Source organism: Chitinophaga sp. CF418 (assembly GCF_900142925.1).
In the GTDB taxonomy this organism is placed as follows: domain Bacteria; phylum Bacteroidota; class Bacteroidia; order Chitinophagales; family Chitinophagaceae; genus Chitinophaga.
Map to the genome: position 1 here is coordinate 227,149 of NZ_FRCN01000010.1, position 15,340 is coordinate 242,488.

Annotated in this window: 11 protein-coding genes; 10 read left to right on the plus strand and 1 reads right to left on the minus strand. The window is 47.0% G+C overall.

Annotation, left to right across the window (positions count from 1 at the left end; all coding sequences use genetic code 11):
- The first annotated feature begins 170 nt into the window (after nucleotides 1-170).
- The 8 genes from F3I09_RS21955 (at nucleotide 171) to F3I09_RS21990 (ending at nucleotide 11,292) form a co-directional block, all read left to right on the plus strand.
- Nucleotides 171-1,826: an N-acetylmuramoyl-L-alanine amidase gene (locus tag F3I09_RS21955; protein ID WP_149697196.1), complete on the plus strand. Its 1,656-nt coding sequence runs from the start codon at nucleotides 171-173 to the stop codon at nucleotides 1,824-1,826.
- Nucleotides 1,827-2,031: 205 nt separating this feature from the next.
- Nucleotides 2,032-3,030 (plus strand): MlaD family protein, encoded by a 999-nt coding sequence (locus F3I09_RS21960; protein ID WP_149697197.1) that lies wholly within the window; start codon nucleotides 2,032-2,034, stop codon nucleotides 3,028-3,030.
- Between the two features lie 8 nt (nucleotides 3,031-3,038).
- On the plus strand, nucleotides 3,039-5,081 hold the full coding sequence (locus tag F3I09_RS21965) for an OstA-like protein (protein ID WP_188133911.1): 2,043 nt from the start codon (nucleotides 3,039-3,041) through the stop codon (nucleotides 5,079-5,081).
- Entirely contained in the window at nucleotides 5,078-6,217 is a 1,140-nt protein-coding gene (nhaA, locus tag F3I09_RS21970) for a Na+/H+ antiporter NhaA (protein ID WP_149697199.1), read from the plus strand. The genes F3I09_RS21965 and nhaA overlap by 4 nt, the downstream gene beginning before the upstream one ends.
- A 70-nt stretch (nucleotides 6,218-6,287) precedes the next feature.
- Nucleotides 6,288-6,746, plus strand: a complete 459-nt coding sequence (locus tag F3I09_RS21975) for a hypothetical protein (RefSeq protein ID WP_149697200.1) — start codon at nucleotides 6,288-6,290, stop codon at nucleotides 6,744-6,746.
- Nucleotides 6,747-6,796: 50 nt separating this feature from the next.
- Complete coding sequence (locus F3I09_RS21980) at nucleotides 6,797-7,318, plus strand: hypothetical protein (protein WP_149697201.1); 522 nt, start codon at nucleotides 6,797-6,799, stop codon at nucleotides 7,316-7,318.
- Between the two features lie 102 nt (nucleotides 7,319-7,420).
- A complete protein-coding gene (locus tag F3I09_RS21985) occupies nucleotides 7,421-8,965 on the plus strand; it encodes an NAD(P)H-hydrate dehydratase (RefSeq protein WP_149697202.1) in 1,545 nt (514 codons plus the stop codon).
- Nucleotides 8,966-9,054: 89 nt separating this feature from the next.
- Entirely contained in the window at nucleotides 9,055-11,292 is a 2,238-nt protein-coding gene (locus F3I09_RS21990) for a sodium-translocating pyrophosphatase (RefSeq protein ID WP_149697203.1), read from the plus strand.
- Nucleotides 11,293-11,503: 211 nt separating this feature from the next.
- On the opposite strand, the gene F3I09_RS21995 is transcribed toward F3I09_RS21990, so the two are convergent.
- Complete coding sequence (locus tag F3I09_RS21995; protein WP_149697204.1) at nucleotides 11,504-12,505, minus strand: helix-turn-helix transcriptional regulator; 1,002 nt, start codon at nucleotides 12,503-12,505, stop codon at nucleotides 11,504-11,506.
- A gap of 51 nt (nucleotides 12,506-12,556) precedes the next feature.
- On the opposite strand from F3I09_RS21995, the gene F3I09_RS22000 reads away from it, so the two are divergent.
- Complete coding sequence (locus F3I09_RS22000) at nucleotides 12,557-12,829, plus strand: hypothetical protein (RefSeq protein ID WP_223233338.1); 273 nt, start codon at nucleotides 12,557-12,559, stop codon at nucleotides 12,827-12,829.
- A 128-nt stretch (nucleotides 12,830-12,957) separates the two neighbouring features.
- Nucleotides 12,958-15,336, plus strand: coding sequence for a TonB-dependent receptor domain-containing protein (locus F3I09_RS22005; protein WP_149697205.1), 2,379 nt, complete (start codon nucleotides 12,958-12,960; stop codon nucleotides 15,334-15,336).
- The last annotated feature ends 4 nt before the right edge of the window (nucleotides 15,337-15,340 follow it).

A 15,340-nucleotide genomic window follows, 5' to 3' on the forward strand; every position in this document is an offset into this window, starting at 1 on the left:
GACAAATTATTATCAATTGTAAAACGAAAATGAGTGCCAGGCCAAACAAGCATACGGTCATTTATCACGACCAAAATACGAACGACAATCTAACGGTCAAAGCAGTAGCTGCGATCTTTAAACAATTTAACATACTACTAACGCCCATAAATTATAATAAAAACTGAGTCATGCGCTGGAACCGATTTTGGATCTTTTTTGGATGTGCCATCTTTTTAGGGACTATCCTTCTTTATGCAACGAACCGAACTGTCATTGGAAAAAAGCAAAATCCTCCCCTCAGAACTATCGTCATTGATCCTGGCCATAGTGCCCAGACTCCGGGCGCCCGGGGTAAATATTCCACCGAAGAGGAAGTTGTGCTGGATGTAGCGATGCAGCTGGGAAAGCTGATTGAAGCAAATATGAAGGATGTACGTGTAGTGTATACGCGTAAAACCAGGAATGCCCTGGGTTCCACCCTTCGTGCCGATCTGAATGAAAGGGCGATCATCGCTAACAGGGAAAAAGGAGATCTTTTTATCTCAATTCACTGTAACTCAGCAGGGCCGACCCGCCGGGTTACTGGTTACAAAACCGTATACGCTAAAAAAGGTAAGCGTAAAGTACCGGTGAAAAGGGCTATCTACGCCACTTCTCCCAGTACCGCCCAGGGTACCGAAACTTATGTATGGGCTACCGGAAAGAACAATGCCAAGACAGAATCTCTGAAAGAAAGCTCCGTGATCATGCTGGACGCCAATTCCGAAGATGCCAATTCCGTACTGGATATGTCTGATCCTGAAACCTTTATATTATTAAATACACTCCGCAACGCCTACTTTGACCAGAGCCTCCGCCTGTCTACCCTCATTGAAGATGAATTCTCCAGTGTAGGCCGTATCAGCCGTGGCGCCCGCCAGCGTGATGAAAAAGGTATCTGGGTACTCCAGGCCACCGCTATGCCAAGCGTACTGGTGGAACTGGGCTTTATCAGCAATCCTGAAGAGGAAGACTACCTGAACTCAGCCTCCGGTCAGCAGGAAGCAGCTAACTGTATATTTAAGGCTATCAAACGCTATAAAGATGAACTGGGCCGTTACAGCACTCCGGAAGACCGCCAGGTTGCTCCGGCAACAGAACAGTCAAACGTTGAGGCTACTCCGATCAGCTATAATACGCCAAGGTCAAGGAATAATTCCAGGAAGCCCGCTGTGACCACAAAACCGCAGGCAACTACCGGAACTGCCACCCGCCAGGTAGCATCGTCCGATAAATCAGACAGGCCAGCAGCTAAAAATCCATATAAATATGATGTGCAACTGCTGGTCAGCGACAAAAAGTACACCCGCGACGCTGCCATCTTTAATAAACTGAGAGGTACCATCCGGAAGGAGCAGGTCGTGATGAACAGTAGAAAAGTAAATAAATATAAATACATCTGGGGCAGTTTTAAGTCCCATTCTGAAGCCACTGCTGCTTTGCGTCAAGCAAAGCAGCTTGGCTTCAGGAAAGCTACGCTGATGGGCCAGGACAATGAAGAGGTACAGCTGGCCGCCGCCAAATCCTCCGTGCGCACCTCCATCCCCAAGGTCAGTTTCAGATATGACGTACAGTTGCTGGTCACCGATAAGAGATACACACGCAGCGCTACTATTTTCAAGGACTTACGGGGCACTATCATCCGTGAAACTGTCGTAATCAACCGCAAATCCCTGAATAAATATGTATGGGTGAACTTCAAAACTGAAAAGGAAGCCACTGCTGCACTCAGCAAAGCTAAAAAAGCAGGATTCTGGAATGCTTCCCTCGTGTCCGCAGATAACAACCGTATCGCCAGCCGCTAAGAGCCCCGCAAGGATAATTAACCCGATATTACCCCCTACCCCACCATCTCCTTTAATATATTACCCACTTTTTCTGCTGAAAAGCTGCATATTTGTCTGCCGTTAAAAGAACAGGTAGCCGGATTCCGTATCCGCACCAGGGAGCAGGACCATGATTGCCCGCAACCTTTTTTGATTATTTTTGCAGCAACGTATAACGTATTCTATGTTTAAAGTATCAAACGAAACCAAAGTAGGCGTTCTTGCAGCCGTCTCGATTGCTATGCTGATTTTGGGTTTTAATTTGTTAAAGGGTAAAAGCCTTTTTTCAAGAAGTAAGAAAATTTATGCCGTATATACCCAGGTAAATGGTCTTCAGCCTTCTAACACTGTACAGGTAAATGGTCTTGTAGTAGGTAGCGTATCAAACCTGGAAATTATGGATAAGAATGCCGGGCGGATATTGGTTGAACTCAGGATCACCAAAAAAGTCGATATCCCTCAGAACTCTGTAGCGCGTATTGCCAGCGATCTCTTAGGCTCTAAAACTGTACAGATTGACTTTGGTAACGCGAATGCCTATCTTGAGGATGGTGATACCATTTATGCTGCTGTAGACGGCTCTATCACCGATGCACTCAAGGAACAGCTAAGCCCATTGGTGAAAAAACTGGAGGTAACGCTTGGATCTGTGGATTCAGTGCTTCTTACTGTAAACTCCATCTTCGATCCCGGCACCAAAGGGAATCTCCGTGAAGCTATCGCTCACCTGAATACCACCATGAGCAATTTCACCCGTACTTCCGCTTCCCTGAACAATATGCTGGATCCTCAGCACGGGAACGTAAAAGCTACGTTTGATAACCTGGAAGCGCTGACAGCCAACCTGAAAAATAATAACGACAAGATTAACGCCATCCTGGGCAATGCGGAAAAAACAACTGCAGCCCTGGCTAATGGTCAGCTCGATAAAACATTGCTGGAAATGCAGCAAATGGTGGCACGCCTGAACGAAACAATTGCTAAACTAAACAATACGGATGGGTCTATCGGTTTGATGCTGAACGACAAGAAAGCATATAATAACCTCCAAAGTTCGCTCGGTAACCTGAACAAATTACTGGAAGATCTGCGCGTAAACCCAAAGCGTTACGTGCATTTCTCACTGTTTGGCAAAAAGTCCAAAGTACAGCCCATACCATCTGATACCGCTAAGGCACTATGATCTTGAAAATGCAGCAATTAGTAAAATGCGGGCTTATCCTGACAGGGCTATTTCTCGGCAGGTTATTTCCGGCTACCGCGCAGGAGGCACAACCCGCGGGAAAGGACTCGAACAATGTAATCCATATCATTCAGTCAGATAAACTGAATGTACTCACCAAGGACAGTGTTCAACTGAACCGATTTATCGGCAATGCCATTTTCCGCCAGGGTAATACTTTATTTTATTGTGATAGTGCATTGATCAACAGGGCTTCCAATATACTGGACGCCTATGGTCATATCCACATTAACCAGGCAGACAGCATCCACATCTACGGAGAATACCTTCACTATGAAGGAAATACCCGGATGGCTACCCTGCGTGATAATGCCCGGCTCACCGATGGTAAGGTGACCCTTACCGGCCCTGAGCTGCAATACGACATGAATGCCAGGATAGGTACTTATGTCAAAGGGGGGAAACTCGTAAACGGCAGTAGTGTGCTGACCAGCCAGGAAGGCTACTATTATGCCGATACCAAAGACGTATACTTCAATTACAATGTGCTGCTGGTAGATCCGGAATATACACTCAGCACAGATACCTTATTATATAATACCCAAACCAAAATAGCCACGCTCGTGGCCCCTACTACCATCAACGATGGTAAGACGGTCATGTATGCTACTTCGGGGGAATATAATACCGAAACAGGACAGGGTAATTTCGAAAGCAGACCTACCATTGAAGATAGTACTGCCACTATTACTGCCGACAGGATCACGATGGATAAACGTACCGGACTGGCATACGCCACCGGTAACATGGTCTACCGCGATACCGCCCAGCATATGACTCTCCTGTCCAACTACGGTACTGTTAATCAGACAGAAAAGACTGTACTCGCTACCCAGCATCCTCTTATGATCCTGGAGCGGGAAAAAGATACGCTCTACCTGGCAGCGGATACACTGTTCTCAGGTGTACTAAAGAGGGATACCTTCGTCGTAGCCCCTGTCCGGACTTCGACAGACAGTACGCTATCAGCAGACAGCACATTAAATGTACCTGACTCACTACGAAAGCCGCTGAACGATTCGACAGAAGTCCTGCCGGCGGATACTTCCGCCTTCGCAAAGAAACTGAAGAATGCACTGGCGCCGGGCGATAGCAGCAAATTGATCCCGGCGATGGTGGTGCCGAAAGATTCAGCGCTTATTACACTCAAACCTAAGGCTATAGGCATACTCAGCGATACCGCCAAAGCGATGGCCATCCTGCGGGATTCCACCAGGGCATTAAAGCCTGACAGTATTGTATTGTCTAAAGACTCGGCGGTGATCGGACTGAAATCCAAAGTATTGGCGCTGGCGAAAGATTCGGCGCATATACAGCCCCCTGCCCTGGCTTTGCAAACAGATACAAGCGCAACGAAAGACACCAGTGAGATCAGGTATATCCGTGCATGGCATCATGTACGCATCTATTCCGATTCCCTGCAGGGAGTAGCTGACAGTATCTACTATTCCAGCAAGGATTCCATCTTCCGCTTTTACAGGAACCCGATACTTTGGGCCAATGAAACGCAGCTTAGCGGAGATACTATCTTCCTCTATACCAAAAATCAGAAGGCAGACAAGTTGTTGCTTGATCAGAATGCCCTGCTGGTAAAAGAATCCGATCCGGAATTGTACAACCAGATCAAAGGCAACCAGATCACCGGCTATTTTACAGGACAGGCAATAGACTGGATGCACGTGGATGGCAATGCGGAAAGTATCTATTACGTCCGTGATGATGATTCTGCATACGTCAGTGTGAACAGGACCCTGAGTGGCATCATCAATATCTATTTCAGAGAAGGACAACTGCATCATATATCCTTTATTAAAGATCCTGAAGGAACGATGTATCCTTTCACCCAACGCCCGCTGGACCAGATGCAACTGGAGAATTTCCACTGGGATATCAAACGCAGGCCCAAAAGTAAGTATGAGCTGATGGGCACCGTGGGCGAGGTTAAAATAAAAGAAGAACCACCGGCACCAAAAGCGGAAGACGAATTTTGATAAAGAGATTATTATCACCCATTTACGAGTTTCTACAGGATAGCCGTGCAGTAGGGATTGTTTTGATCATCTGCACGGCTATCTCACTTTTACTCGCTAACTCTTCCTGGCAACAATCCTATATTGCCAGCTGGGAGACTGTTGTACATATCCCCATCCCACAGCTTCATCTGCCTCATACCATCCTTCACTGGATCAATGATGGCCTGATGGTGCCCTTCTTTTTCCTGGTAGGAATGGAGATCAAAAGAGAGGTGACCATCGGGGAACTATCTTCCATGCGCCAGTCCATGTTGCCGATATTGGCAGCCCTTGGAGGTATGGTCTGCCCTGCCCTGATCTTCACCATGTTCAATGGCGGCACACCATTCGCGAACGGCTGGGGTATTCCCATGGCGACTGACATCGCGTTCTCGCTGGGTATTCTTTCCCTCCTGGGAAACAGAGTGCCGCTTTCACTGAAGATCTTTCTAACGGCACTGGCTATTATTGATGATCTGGGCGCTATTCTCACCATCGCTGTTTTCTATACAGCCAGTATACAATTGGGCTACCTGCTGGGGGCAGCTGTTATTCTTGTCTTGCTGGTTGTTCTGAACCTTTGTAAAGTGCGGAAGCTCTGGTGCTATTTTATCCCGGGCATTATACTCTGGTATTGCATTTACAATTCCGGTATCCATGCTACCATTGCAGGAGTACTGCTGGCAGCCTGTATCCCCTTGTCCAAAGTGTCCCGCCTGATCCACCGGCTGCATGATCCTGTCAATTTTGTGATCATGCCCATTTTTGCACTATCCAATACGGCTATCGTTTTTCCACCGGATATACTCCATACATTCAACAGCAGCATCAGTTATGGTATACTGGCTGGATTGGTGTTGGGTAAGCCTCTGGGGATCTTCCTCTTCTCTTATGTAGCAACGCGGCTTAAACTGGCCGCCTTACCAGAGGGGGCAACCTGGGTTCAGCTGATTGGCATAGGGGTAATTGCCGGTATTGGTTTTACGATGTCAATATTTATTTCAACCCTGGCTTATACTTCTGCGGAATGGCAAATTATCTCCAAAATAGCCGTCATTGCTGCATCTCTGCTTGCCGGCATCATAGGTTACTGTTATTTAAGGTTATCAAAATGACCAGTTATTTACAATATAAAAAATAATAATCTGTATCTTGGCATCGTTATTGCCATTGCATTGCGATAACATGAAAAAGCGCCTTTTCATAACCCTGCTACTTGGAATGGGTATCCATACGGTGAATGCCCAGACAAAAGGTAATCCGCAAGTGGGATTACGCCTTGGTTTGCCCTTCGGTGGTACCGCACGTTATTTCTTTGACGATGCGAATGCTGTTGAAGGTATTGCTGGTGTATATTCCGGGACCTTTACTGTAACTGGCCTTTATGAGCGCCATTTTGATCTTTCGGCTCTTACTACCGAAGGTTTCGGATGGTTTATCGGAGGCGGTGCACATATGGGGACACGCGAAACGGATGGGAATGTGAAATTCATAGCAGGCGTGGATGGTATCGGGGGAATTGACTATACTTTTCCAACGCTACCACTGAACCTAAGTCTTGACTGGAAACCGGCTATCCACTTCAACACTTCCTCCGATCTGACGGATTTCGCTGTGTCCGTACGGTACACCTTTGGGAGATAACAGCATGAGAAAACGAAAAACCTAAAACCAATTCTTAAACAGTAACAAATATGAAACAACTTGTGTTATTATTTAGCCTGTGTGCAATGATGGCAGTACAGGCAAATGCACAAAGACGTGGTGCAAGCGCATCATCTAACTATCAGACAGCTGTAGGTATACGCGTAAATCCCTGGCTGGTGGGTGGTACCATTAAGCACTTCATTGCAGGACCTCACGCAATAGAAGGTTTGATCACCACAAATGTGAGCAACAGGAGCAACGTAACTTTCACTGGCCTGTATGAATATCACATCGCCCCATTCCCTAAACCAGAATTCCGCCTGTATTTCGGTGGTGGTGTACACCTGGGTATCTATGACCGCTATGACTATGACCGTGAGCGCTGGGCAAGAGATGGCAGGGGGACCTATGTTACTCCAGGTATGGATGGTATCGTAGGTCTTGAATATAAATTCAAGAAAATTCCTTTGGTAGTGAGTGGCGACATAAAGCCCTTCTTCAACTTCACCGGCGAGACCAACTTCATCGGAGAAGAGATCGGAGGTGCTTCTGTAAGATATACCTTCTAATCGGGGAACAAAATAATATTGAAAAGCGATCATGCCGGTCAACGGTATGGTCGTTTTTTTTTGCTTATATTTATAAGCTATGCCCCCTGGCGGATACTAACTATGAAAATATTCACAGCTCAACAAATACGCGATGCAGATGCCTATACAATAAGGCATACCCCCATCAGCAGCCTGGATCTGATGGAGAAGGCGGCTATTGCCTGTACGGCATGGATCTGCCGCCATTATAACGAGGATACGCCAATCTATGTATTCTGTGGCCTGGGCAACAACGGAGGCGACGGGCTCGCCATTACCCGGCTGTTGCGCAACAGGGGCTATAATGCAGTGGCATTCATTCTTCATCACAGTACCAAAGCCTCCGATGATCATACTGCCAACCGTAATGCTTTACAGCAACAATATCCTGCAGCGGTTCATGATATTCCCGACAATGGCATCCTTCCCCTACAAGACAAAAATGCCCTGATCGTAGATGCGATCTTCGGCACAGGCCTGAGTCGCCCGGTAGAAGGCTGGATAGCCAGTATCATTCAGCAGCTGAACGATCTGAAAGCGCAGCATGATATCGTGGCTATAGACATGCCATCAGGCTTACAGGCAGATGCTTCTTCGGTAAATACGCCGGTGATAAAGGCAGATCACACGCTTAGTTTTGAGTTCTATAAACTAGCTTTTCTCCTGCCTGAAAATGCAGCATTTGTCGGGGAAATATGCATTCTTTCGATAGAGCTGTCACCGGAATATATTGCGCAAACACCTTCCCGTTTCAATATCACAGATGCCTTCCAGGTACGCAGTATGTACCGGCCGCGCAAACCGTTCTCCCATAAGGGTACATTCGGACATGCCCTGCTGATAGCCGGCAGTGAAGGCAAGATCGGAGCAGCCGTATTGAGCGCTAAAGCCTGTCTGCGAGGGGGCGTAGGATTGTTGTCCTGCCACATTCCCAAATGCGGGTACGAGATCATGCAGATCTCCGCACCGGGAGCCATGTGTTTTATTGATGAACAGCACGACCACAGCTCAGGCTTTCACAATCATATACTCACGCCTGAAGCAGCGGCTAAATATAAGGTCATCGGTATAGGTCCGGGGCTGGGCACTGCCGCAGGCACCTGCTGGGCACTTGAAAAACTGCTGGACCACTATCGTCAGCCCATGGTGATAGATGCCGACGCCCTGAATATGCTGGCCTCCACTCCCGCCCTGTTGAAAAAGGTACCGGCTGGTTCTTTGCTGACACCACATCCGAAGGAATTTGAGCGCCTCTTTGGGAACACGGCCAATGATGTGGAAAGGCTGCAGGTATTATCTCAAAATGCCGTTGAAAGACAGCTGAATATACTATTGAAAGGCCGGTATACTGCCATGGCCTTCCCTGACGGCTCCATCTGGTTCAATGCCACCGGTAATCCGGGTATGGCCACCGGAGGCAGCGGGGATGTACTTACTGGTATACTCACTTCCCTGCTTGCCCAGGGGTATAATCCGCAGGAGGCCATGCTGCTCGGCGTTTACCTGCATGGTCTTGCCGGCGACCATGCCGCAGCAGCGCACTCCGAAGAAGCCATGATAGCGGAAGATATTGTTGAGTTCCTCGGAAAGACCTTCCTGGAATTACGCAGATTAAAATCCTGTTGACCCATTTTTTTACCCACAGCATGTCAGTAAAACCCCTCCTTTAATAAACCATAAAAGGTTATATTTATAGAATTGTTAAAATCACGTATATGAATATCGTTTACCTCGTTCCATGTTTTGGATTACTAGCTTTGCTATTTACCGCCATCCGGAGTGCCTGGGTATCTCGCCAGGAGGCCGGCAATGAAAAGATGAAAGAAATTGCCGCACATATTGCAGAAGGAGCAATGGCATTTCTCAAAGCTGAATATAAGATCCTTGGTTATTTTGTAGTAATAGCCGCACTGCTGTTGGGCTATATGGGCGCAACAAACCACAATTCCGACTGGACCATCGCCCTGGCCTTTGTTATCGGAGCATTATTCTCTGCCACAGCAGGCTTCATAGGTATGAAGATAGCAACCAGAGCTAACGTACGTACTGCACATGCAGCGCGTACCAGTCTTTCCAACGCATTGAAGGTATCTTTTACAGGAGGTTCCGTAATGGGAATGGGGGTAGCTGGACTGGCCGTATTGGGTCTCGGCTCACTATTCATTATACTCAAAGCATATTTTGGCGCTTCTGCCAATACAGAAGAAATGATCCGCACCATTGAGGTATTGACAGGTTTCTCCCTGGGTGCAGAAAGTATCGCCCTGTTTGCCCGTGTGGGTGGTGGTATCTACACCAAAGCGGCTGACGTAGGCGCTGACCTGGTAGGTAAAGTAGAAGCAGGCATCCCCGAAGACGATCCCCGGAATCCCGCTACCATAGCCGACAACGTTGGGGACAACGTAGGCGACGTAGCCGGTATGGGCGCTGACCTCTTCGGATCTTATGTAGCCACCGTACTGGCCACCATGGTATTGGGCAGTGAGATCATTTCCAATGATAATTTCGGCGGTGTTGCCCCTATCATATTACCCATGCTCATCGCAGGCCTGGGTATTGTATTCTCTATCATCGCTACCCTGTTCGTAAGAATATCCGACAACGCAGGTTTAAATACCGCCACCGTACAAAAAGCCCTGAACATGGGTAACTGGGGCTCCATCGTCCTCTCTGCCATTGCGAGCGCAGCCCTGGTATATTATATCCTGCCAGGAGAAGCGATCTACCTGAAACGTGACTTTGTTGCAGGCACCAGCGAACTCAAAGCGGACGCTAAAGCCATTACACAGAACGGTGTGGTAGGCGCCATATTCGTAGGGCTGGCGGTAGGTACCTTAATGAGCCTTATTACAGAATATTACACCGCCATGGGCAAACGTCCGGTGTTATCCATCATCCGTCAGTCTTCCACCGGTCACGCTACCAACGTAATTGCCGGTCTGGCGATTGGTATGGAGTCTACCATGCTCCCGATCATCGTGCTGGCAGCGGGTATATACGGTTCCTTTGCCTGTGCTGGTCTGTATGGTGTAGCCATTGCGGCCGCAGGTATGATGGCCACCACGGCTATGCAGCTGGCTATCGATGCTTTCGGCCCTATAGCTGACAACGCGGGTGGTATTGCGGAAATGAGTGAGCTTCCTAAAGAAGTGCGTGAAAAAACTGATATCCTGGATGCGGTGGGTAATACGACCGCTGCCACCGGAAAGGGTTTCGCTATTGCCTCTGCAGCGTTGACAGCGCTGGCCCTCTTCGCGGCGTTCGTAGGTGTAGCAGGTATCGACGGTATTGATATTTATAAAGCCAAAGTACTGTCGGGTCTGTTCCTGGGTGCTATGATCCCCTTCATCTTCTCCTCTCTCGCTATCAGGGCTGTAGGTGAAGCTGCTATGGCCATGGTAGAAGAGGTACGTCGCCAGTTCAAGGAAATTCCGGGTATTATGGAAGGTACCGGCAAGCCTGAGTATGATAAGTGCGTGGCTATATCCACACAAGCCTCCATCAAAAAAATGATGCTGCCGGGCAGTATTGCTCTCCTGACGCCGCTGGCAGTAGGTTTCATTTTCGGGCCTGAAGTATTGGGCGGATTCCTCGCAGGGGCCACTGTAAGTGGTGTATTGATGGGGATGTTCCAGAACAATGCCGGTGGTGCGTGGGATAATGCTAAGAAATCCTTTGAGAAGGGCGTTGAAATAAAAGGACAGATCTATTATAAGAAATCAGAGCCGCACAAAGCCTCCGTTACAGGAGATACAGTGGGCGATCCGTTTAAAGATACATCTGGTCCTTCCATGAACATCCTGATCAAACTGATGTCTATCGTATCATTGGTAATTGCCCCTACCCTGGCTGATATACATCATACAAAAACAACGGCTGCAAATAAAAAGGCTCCGGCTACCGAGCAGGTGGCGCAAGCTAAGATACGAGCGGTTGCTCCGGCGAATAATTAATAACGACCTAATAAAAAAAGGTGCATTCCGGATAGAATGCACCTTTTTTATTTCCTGTATGAGTGATTATTGCGCTGAAAACAGGCAACCACTGCAAGCTTATTTCGCGCCCCATTGAACAACAAGCCTCCTACTATCATTTTGGAGATCGTACGCAGCGAGCGGGCAGGTGGGAATGTATCAATGGGCCATGTGAAGGCAACCTGCCCCCTTATTTAATCTTACTCGGACTAACACCGAATTTCTTCTTGAAAGCAAGACTGAAGTGCTGTATAGAGGAAAAACCCAGTTCCTCAGCTATCTCGGTCAGGGAATATTCCTGCGTCACGATCATCCTCCTGGCATAATCCATCCGGTGATCATTCAGATAACCAAATACCGTGTTATCGAACACCTGGCGAAAACCATTCTTTAATTTAAACTCATTCAACCCTGCCAACCTTGACAACTCTGCCAACGAAGGCGGGTTTTGCATGCTTTTCAGCAAAAGGTCCTTTGCATAATGGATCTTCTCCCTATCGGAAGCAGATATCGGTGTCGAATCGGTCCTCACCTGTTCCACCCGCTCATATTGTTCACATTGCAGAGCCAGTAATTCCAGTGCTTTGGACTGAAGGAACAATTTCTTCACGCCCCCGGTAAAATGGCACTGGCGAATTTCTTCCAGCACCATCAACATACGGCTGGTAATAGGCGGATTGATTCTCTTATTAAGATAAGCGCCTTTACCTCCTGCCACGTCATTAGCCAGATTATCCAGTACACGTCCTCCGTTCGCGGCAATGTCCAGGAAGCGGTCGGTGGAAAAAGCAAGCGCTATCAGCTCGAGCCCCCGCTGTTTGTCCACATCAATGTTTTCCGCCGGACTAGGATTATAAAAAAGATTATGCTCAAGGGATTGGTAGCGCCGCTTGCCGAAATTGCCTGTAAGCATATCCGGTCCGGCTACAAAGTCGCCGTTCAGCATGAAGATCAATGATATTGTGGGGATATGTTCCGTAGTATAGATATGGAGATTCTCATAAATATGGATATCTCCTATGGCGATATGGTATCCGTCAAAATAGATCTCTTTGAAGCGGGCGTCAGCAAAATGATAGTTGAGCTGCTGTTTTTCCTCGATCAGCGAAGTAGACAAGAACTTCGGCATCGGGAAATCCATCTGCTCACTGTAAATCAATTCACTTGCATCATTTTTAATCTGGATATCCATAAAAATCCTTTAAATATAAATTTTAATCCTTTTCATGTAACAGCTATCCGGATGAAGACCACCAATTTTGCACAAAAATATTCCTTAATATTTAATATTGTAGTCATGGAGATCGGAATATTCCGTACAAATATATGCACCCATCAGGACAAGAATGATGTCATACAGGCTATACAACAACACTTTAAAACTACTAATTGTAGTATCGATATTGAAGACTGTGATAAGGTGATGCGCGTTGTTGCCGGTCCAGCTACTCTAGAAGAGAATGATATTATACTTTTTACCCGTCGCATGGGCTACCAGTGCGAAAGACTTGATTAAGTTATCCAGCCCCAAAAAATTCCCCTATACCCTTATAGGGGTAACCCCTTCCCTCCACGTCATATATGCGTAAACAAAAAATGTTATAGCAAGGCCAGCTATCCGCTATTAAATTACAAGAACCTTATATGAAGACAAGATTACTTATGCTGCTTGGCGTATGCCTGCTGCTTATGCAGGTCCGTCATGCCTGCGCACAACAGAAATATACTGTAAGCGGTTATGTAAAAGACCAGCAAAATGGTGAAAGCCTGATCGGTATATCCGTATCAAAAGCAGGAACCAGCCTGGGAACAGTGACCAACGAATATGGCTTTTATTCTCTCACCCTGCCTGCAGGCGATCATGAGATCCAGTTCTCTTATATTGGTTATGCTCCTGTCAAAATGAGTGTATCCCTGAAATCCAACAAGAACCTGGATGTTAAACTGGAAAAATCCAGCAGCCAGTTAAGCACTGTGACTGTAACCGGCAATAAACAGGAAAAGGCTGTAAATACACTTACTACAAGTCTCAACAGGCTGGATATAGCTCAAATGAAGAAAATGCCCACATTTATGGGAGAAGTGGATGTACTCCGCTCCATCCAGACACTTCCTGGTGTGAATACTGTAGGTGAAGGCGCCAACGGTTTTAACGTGCGTGGTGGTGCGGCAGATGAGAATCTTATCCTGCTGGACGAAGCCCCGGTTTATAACTCTACACACATGATGGGTTTTTTCTCCGTATTCAACCCGGATGCGGTTAAAAGTATCAATCTCCTTAAAGGCGGTTTTCCGGCCGAATACGGCGGTCGTACTTCTTCTGTACTAGATATACGCATGAAGGACGGAAACAACCAGAAATTCAATGTAAATGGCGGTATAAGCAATGTATTCAGCAGGCTGTCACTGGAAGGACCGATCAAAAAGGATGAATCATCCTTCATCCTGGCTGCCCGCCGTTCTTATATCGACATTCTGATGAAGCCTTTTCTTAAAGGAGACATGAAAGACACCAAGTTGAATTTCTATGACCTGACCGGAAAAGTGAACTTCAAACTGAATAAGAACAACACCCTGTTTGCCAGCGGTTATCTTGGAAGGGATGTTTTCGGGTTCGGTACCCAGATCAATATGAACTGGGGTAATAAAACAGCTACCGTACGTTGGAACCATGTATTCACCAACCGTACATTTATGAACCTGACCACTTTTTACAGTAACTATGACTACAGTCTTAAGTTCAATAATGAAAGTGAGAAAGGCGCAGGGGAACAAAACCAGGCTTACAGCTGGACATCCAACATTATCAACTACGGCGTAAAACCTGCATTTACCTTCTACATCAATGCACATAACAGTGTACACTTCGGTCTGCAGGGCATCTATTACACCTTTAAACCAGGTACCGGTACCGGTGTGGAAGGAGATGAAACAAGCGTAAAGCAATTGACGCAGCAGCACGGTCTTGAAGCAGCAGCCTACCTGGATCATGAGTGGAAGCCAAGCGATAAATTAGGCATACAGTACGGTATCAGGTTCTCCAACTATCAATACCTGGGTAAGGGTACCGTTTACTACTACAATGATACTACTGCCGGTATCCGCAAAACACTGGTGGGTACAAGAGAGTATGGCGCAAATGAGCTGATCAAGGCTTACAATTACCTGGAACCAAGGATCACCGCACGCTATGCGCTTACTCCGGATCATGCGATCAAGGCATCTTATGCACGTACTACGCAGTATATGCACCAGTTATCCAACACCGCATCTCCTACCCCGCTGGATATCTGGACACCAAGCACCAACAATATACAGCCACAGGTAGCTGACCAGTATACCATTGGATATGTATATGATGCACCATCCAGCATTTTTGAAATATCAGCAGAAGCTTTCTACAAAAAGATGGAGCATCAGCTGGATTATATCGACAATGCTAACCTGGAGCTGAACCAGCAGATTGAAGCCGATCTGCTCCAGTCACACAGCCGTTCCTATGGCCTGGAACTGATGGCCAGAAAAGATATCGGTAGAACTACAGGATGGGTTAGCTATACACTGTCCCGCTCTGAAAGACAGACCAATGGTATCAGCCTGAATGAATGGTTCCTGAACCGCTACGACCGTACACATAACCTGAACCTTGTTATTACACATGAACTGAACAAGCGTACCTCTCTTTCCGCCAACTGGGTTTACGCATCTGGTACACCAGGTACATTTGCCGACAGCCGGCTGGAGTTCCAGGACTGGGACATTCCATACAACAGTACCGACAAACGTAACAATTACAGGCTGCCATCCTTCCATCGTCTGGACATGTCTTTAACACTGAAAGGAAAACAGCTGCGCCGCTGGAAAGGCGAATGGGTATTCTCCCTGTATAACGTATATGGCCGCAGAAATGCCTACACTATCTACTTCAGGCAGAATGAGGATGATCCTTCCAAAAAAGAAGCTGTTCGTCTTTCCATCATCGGTTCTATCATTCCTGGTATCACCTACAATTTCAAATTCTAACCAT

Bases quoted from the DNA above. Each gene is read 5' to 3' on its own strand.
- F3I09_RS21955 (WP_149697196.1), top strand. From the start codon at position 171: ATGCGCTGGAACCGATTTTGGATCTTTTTTGGATGTGCCATCTTTTTA.
- F3I09_RS21960 (WP_149697197.1), top strand. From the start codon at position 2,032: ATGTTTAAAGTATCAAACGAAACCAAAGTAGGCGTTCTTGCAGCCGTC.
- F3I09_RS21965 (WP_188133911.1), top strand. From the start codon at position 3,039: ATGCAGCAATTAGTAAAATGCGGGCTTATCCTGACAGGGCTATTTCTC.
- F3I09_RS21975 (WP_149697200.1), top strand. From the start codon at position 6,288: ATGAAAAAGCGCCTTTTCATAACCCTGCTACTTGGAATGGGTATCCAT.
- F3I09_RS21980 (WP_149697201.1), top strand. From the start codon at position 6,797: ATGAAACAACTTGTGTTATTATTTAGCCTGTGTGCAATGATGGCAGTA.
- F3I09_RS21985 (WP_149697202.1), top strand. From the start codon at position 7,421: ATGAAAATATTCACAGCTCAACAAATACGCGATGCAGATGCCTATACA.
- F3I09_RS21990 (WP_149697203.1), top strand. From the start codon at position 9,055: ATGAATATCGTTTACCTCGTTCCATGTTTTGGATTACTAGCTTTGCTA.
- F3I09_RS21995 (WP_149697204.1), bottom strand. From the start codon at position 12,505: ATGGATATCCAGATTAAAAATGATGCAAGTGAATTGATTTACAGTGAG.
- F3I09_RS22000 (WP_223233338.1), top strand. From the start codon at position 12,557: ATGAAGACCACCAATTTTGCACAAAAATATTCCTTAATATTTAATATT.
- F3I09_RS22005 (WP_149697205.1), top strand. From the start codon at position 12,958: ATGAAGACAAGATTACTTATGCTGCTTGGCGTATGCCTGCTGCTTATG.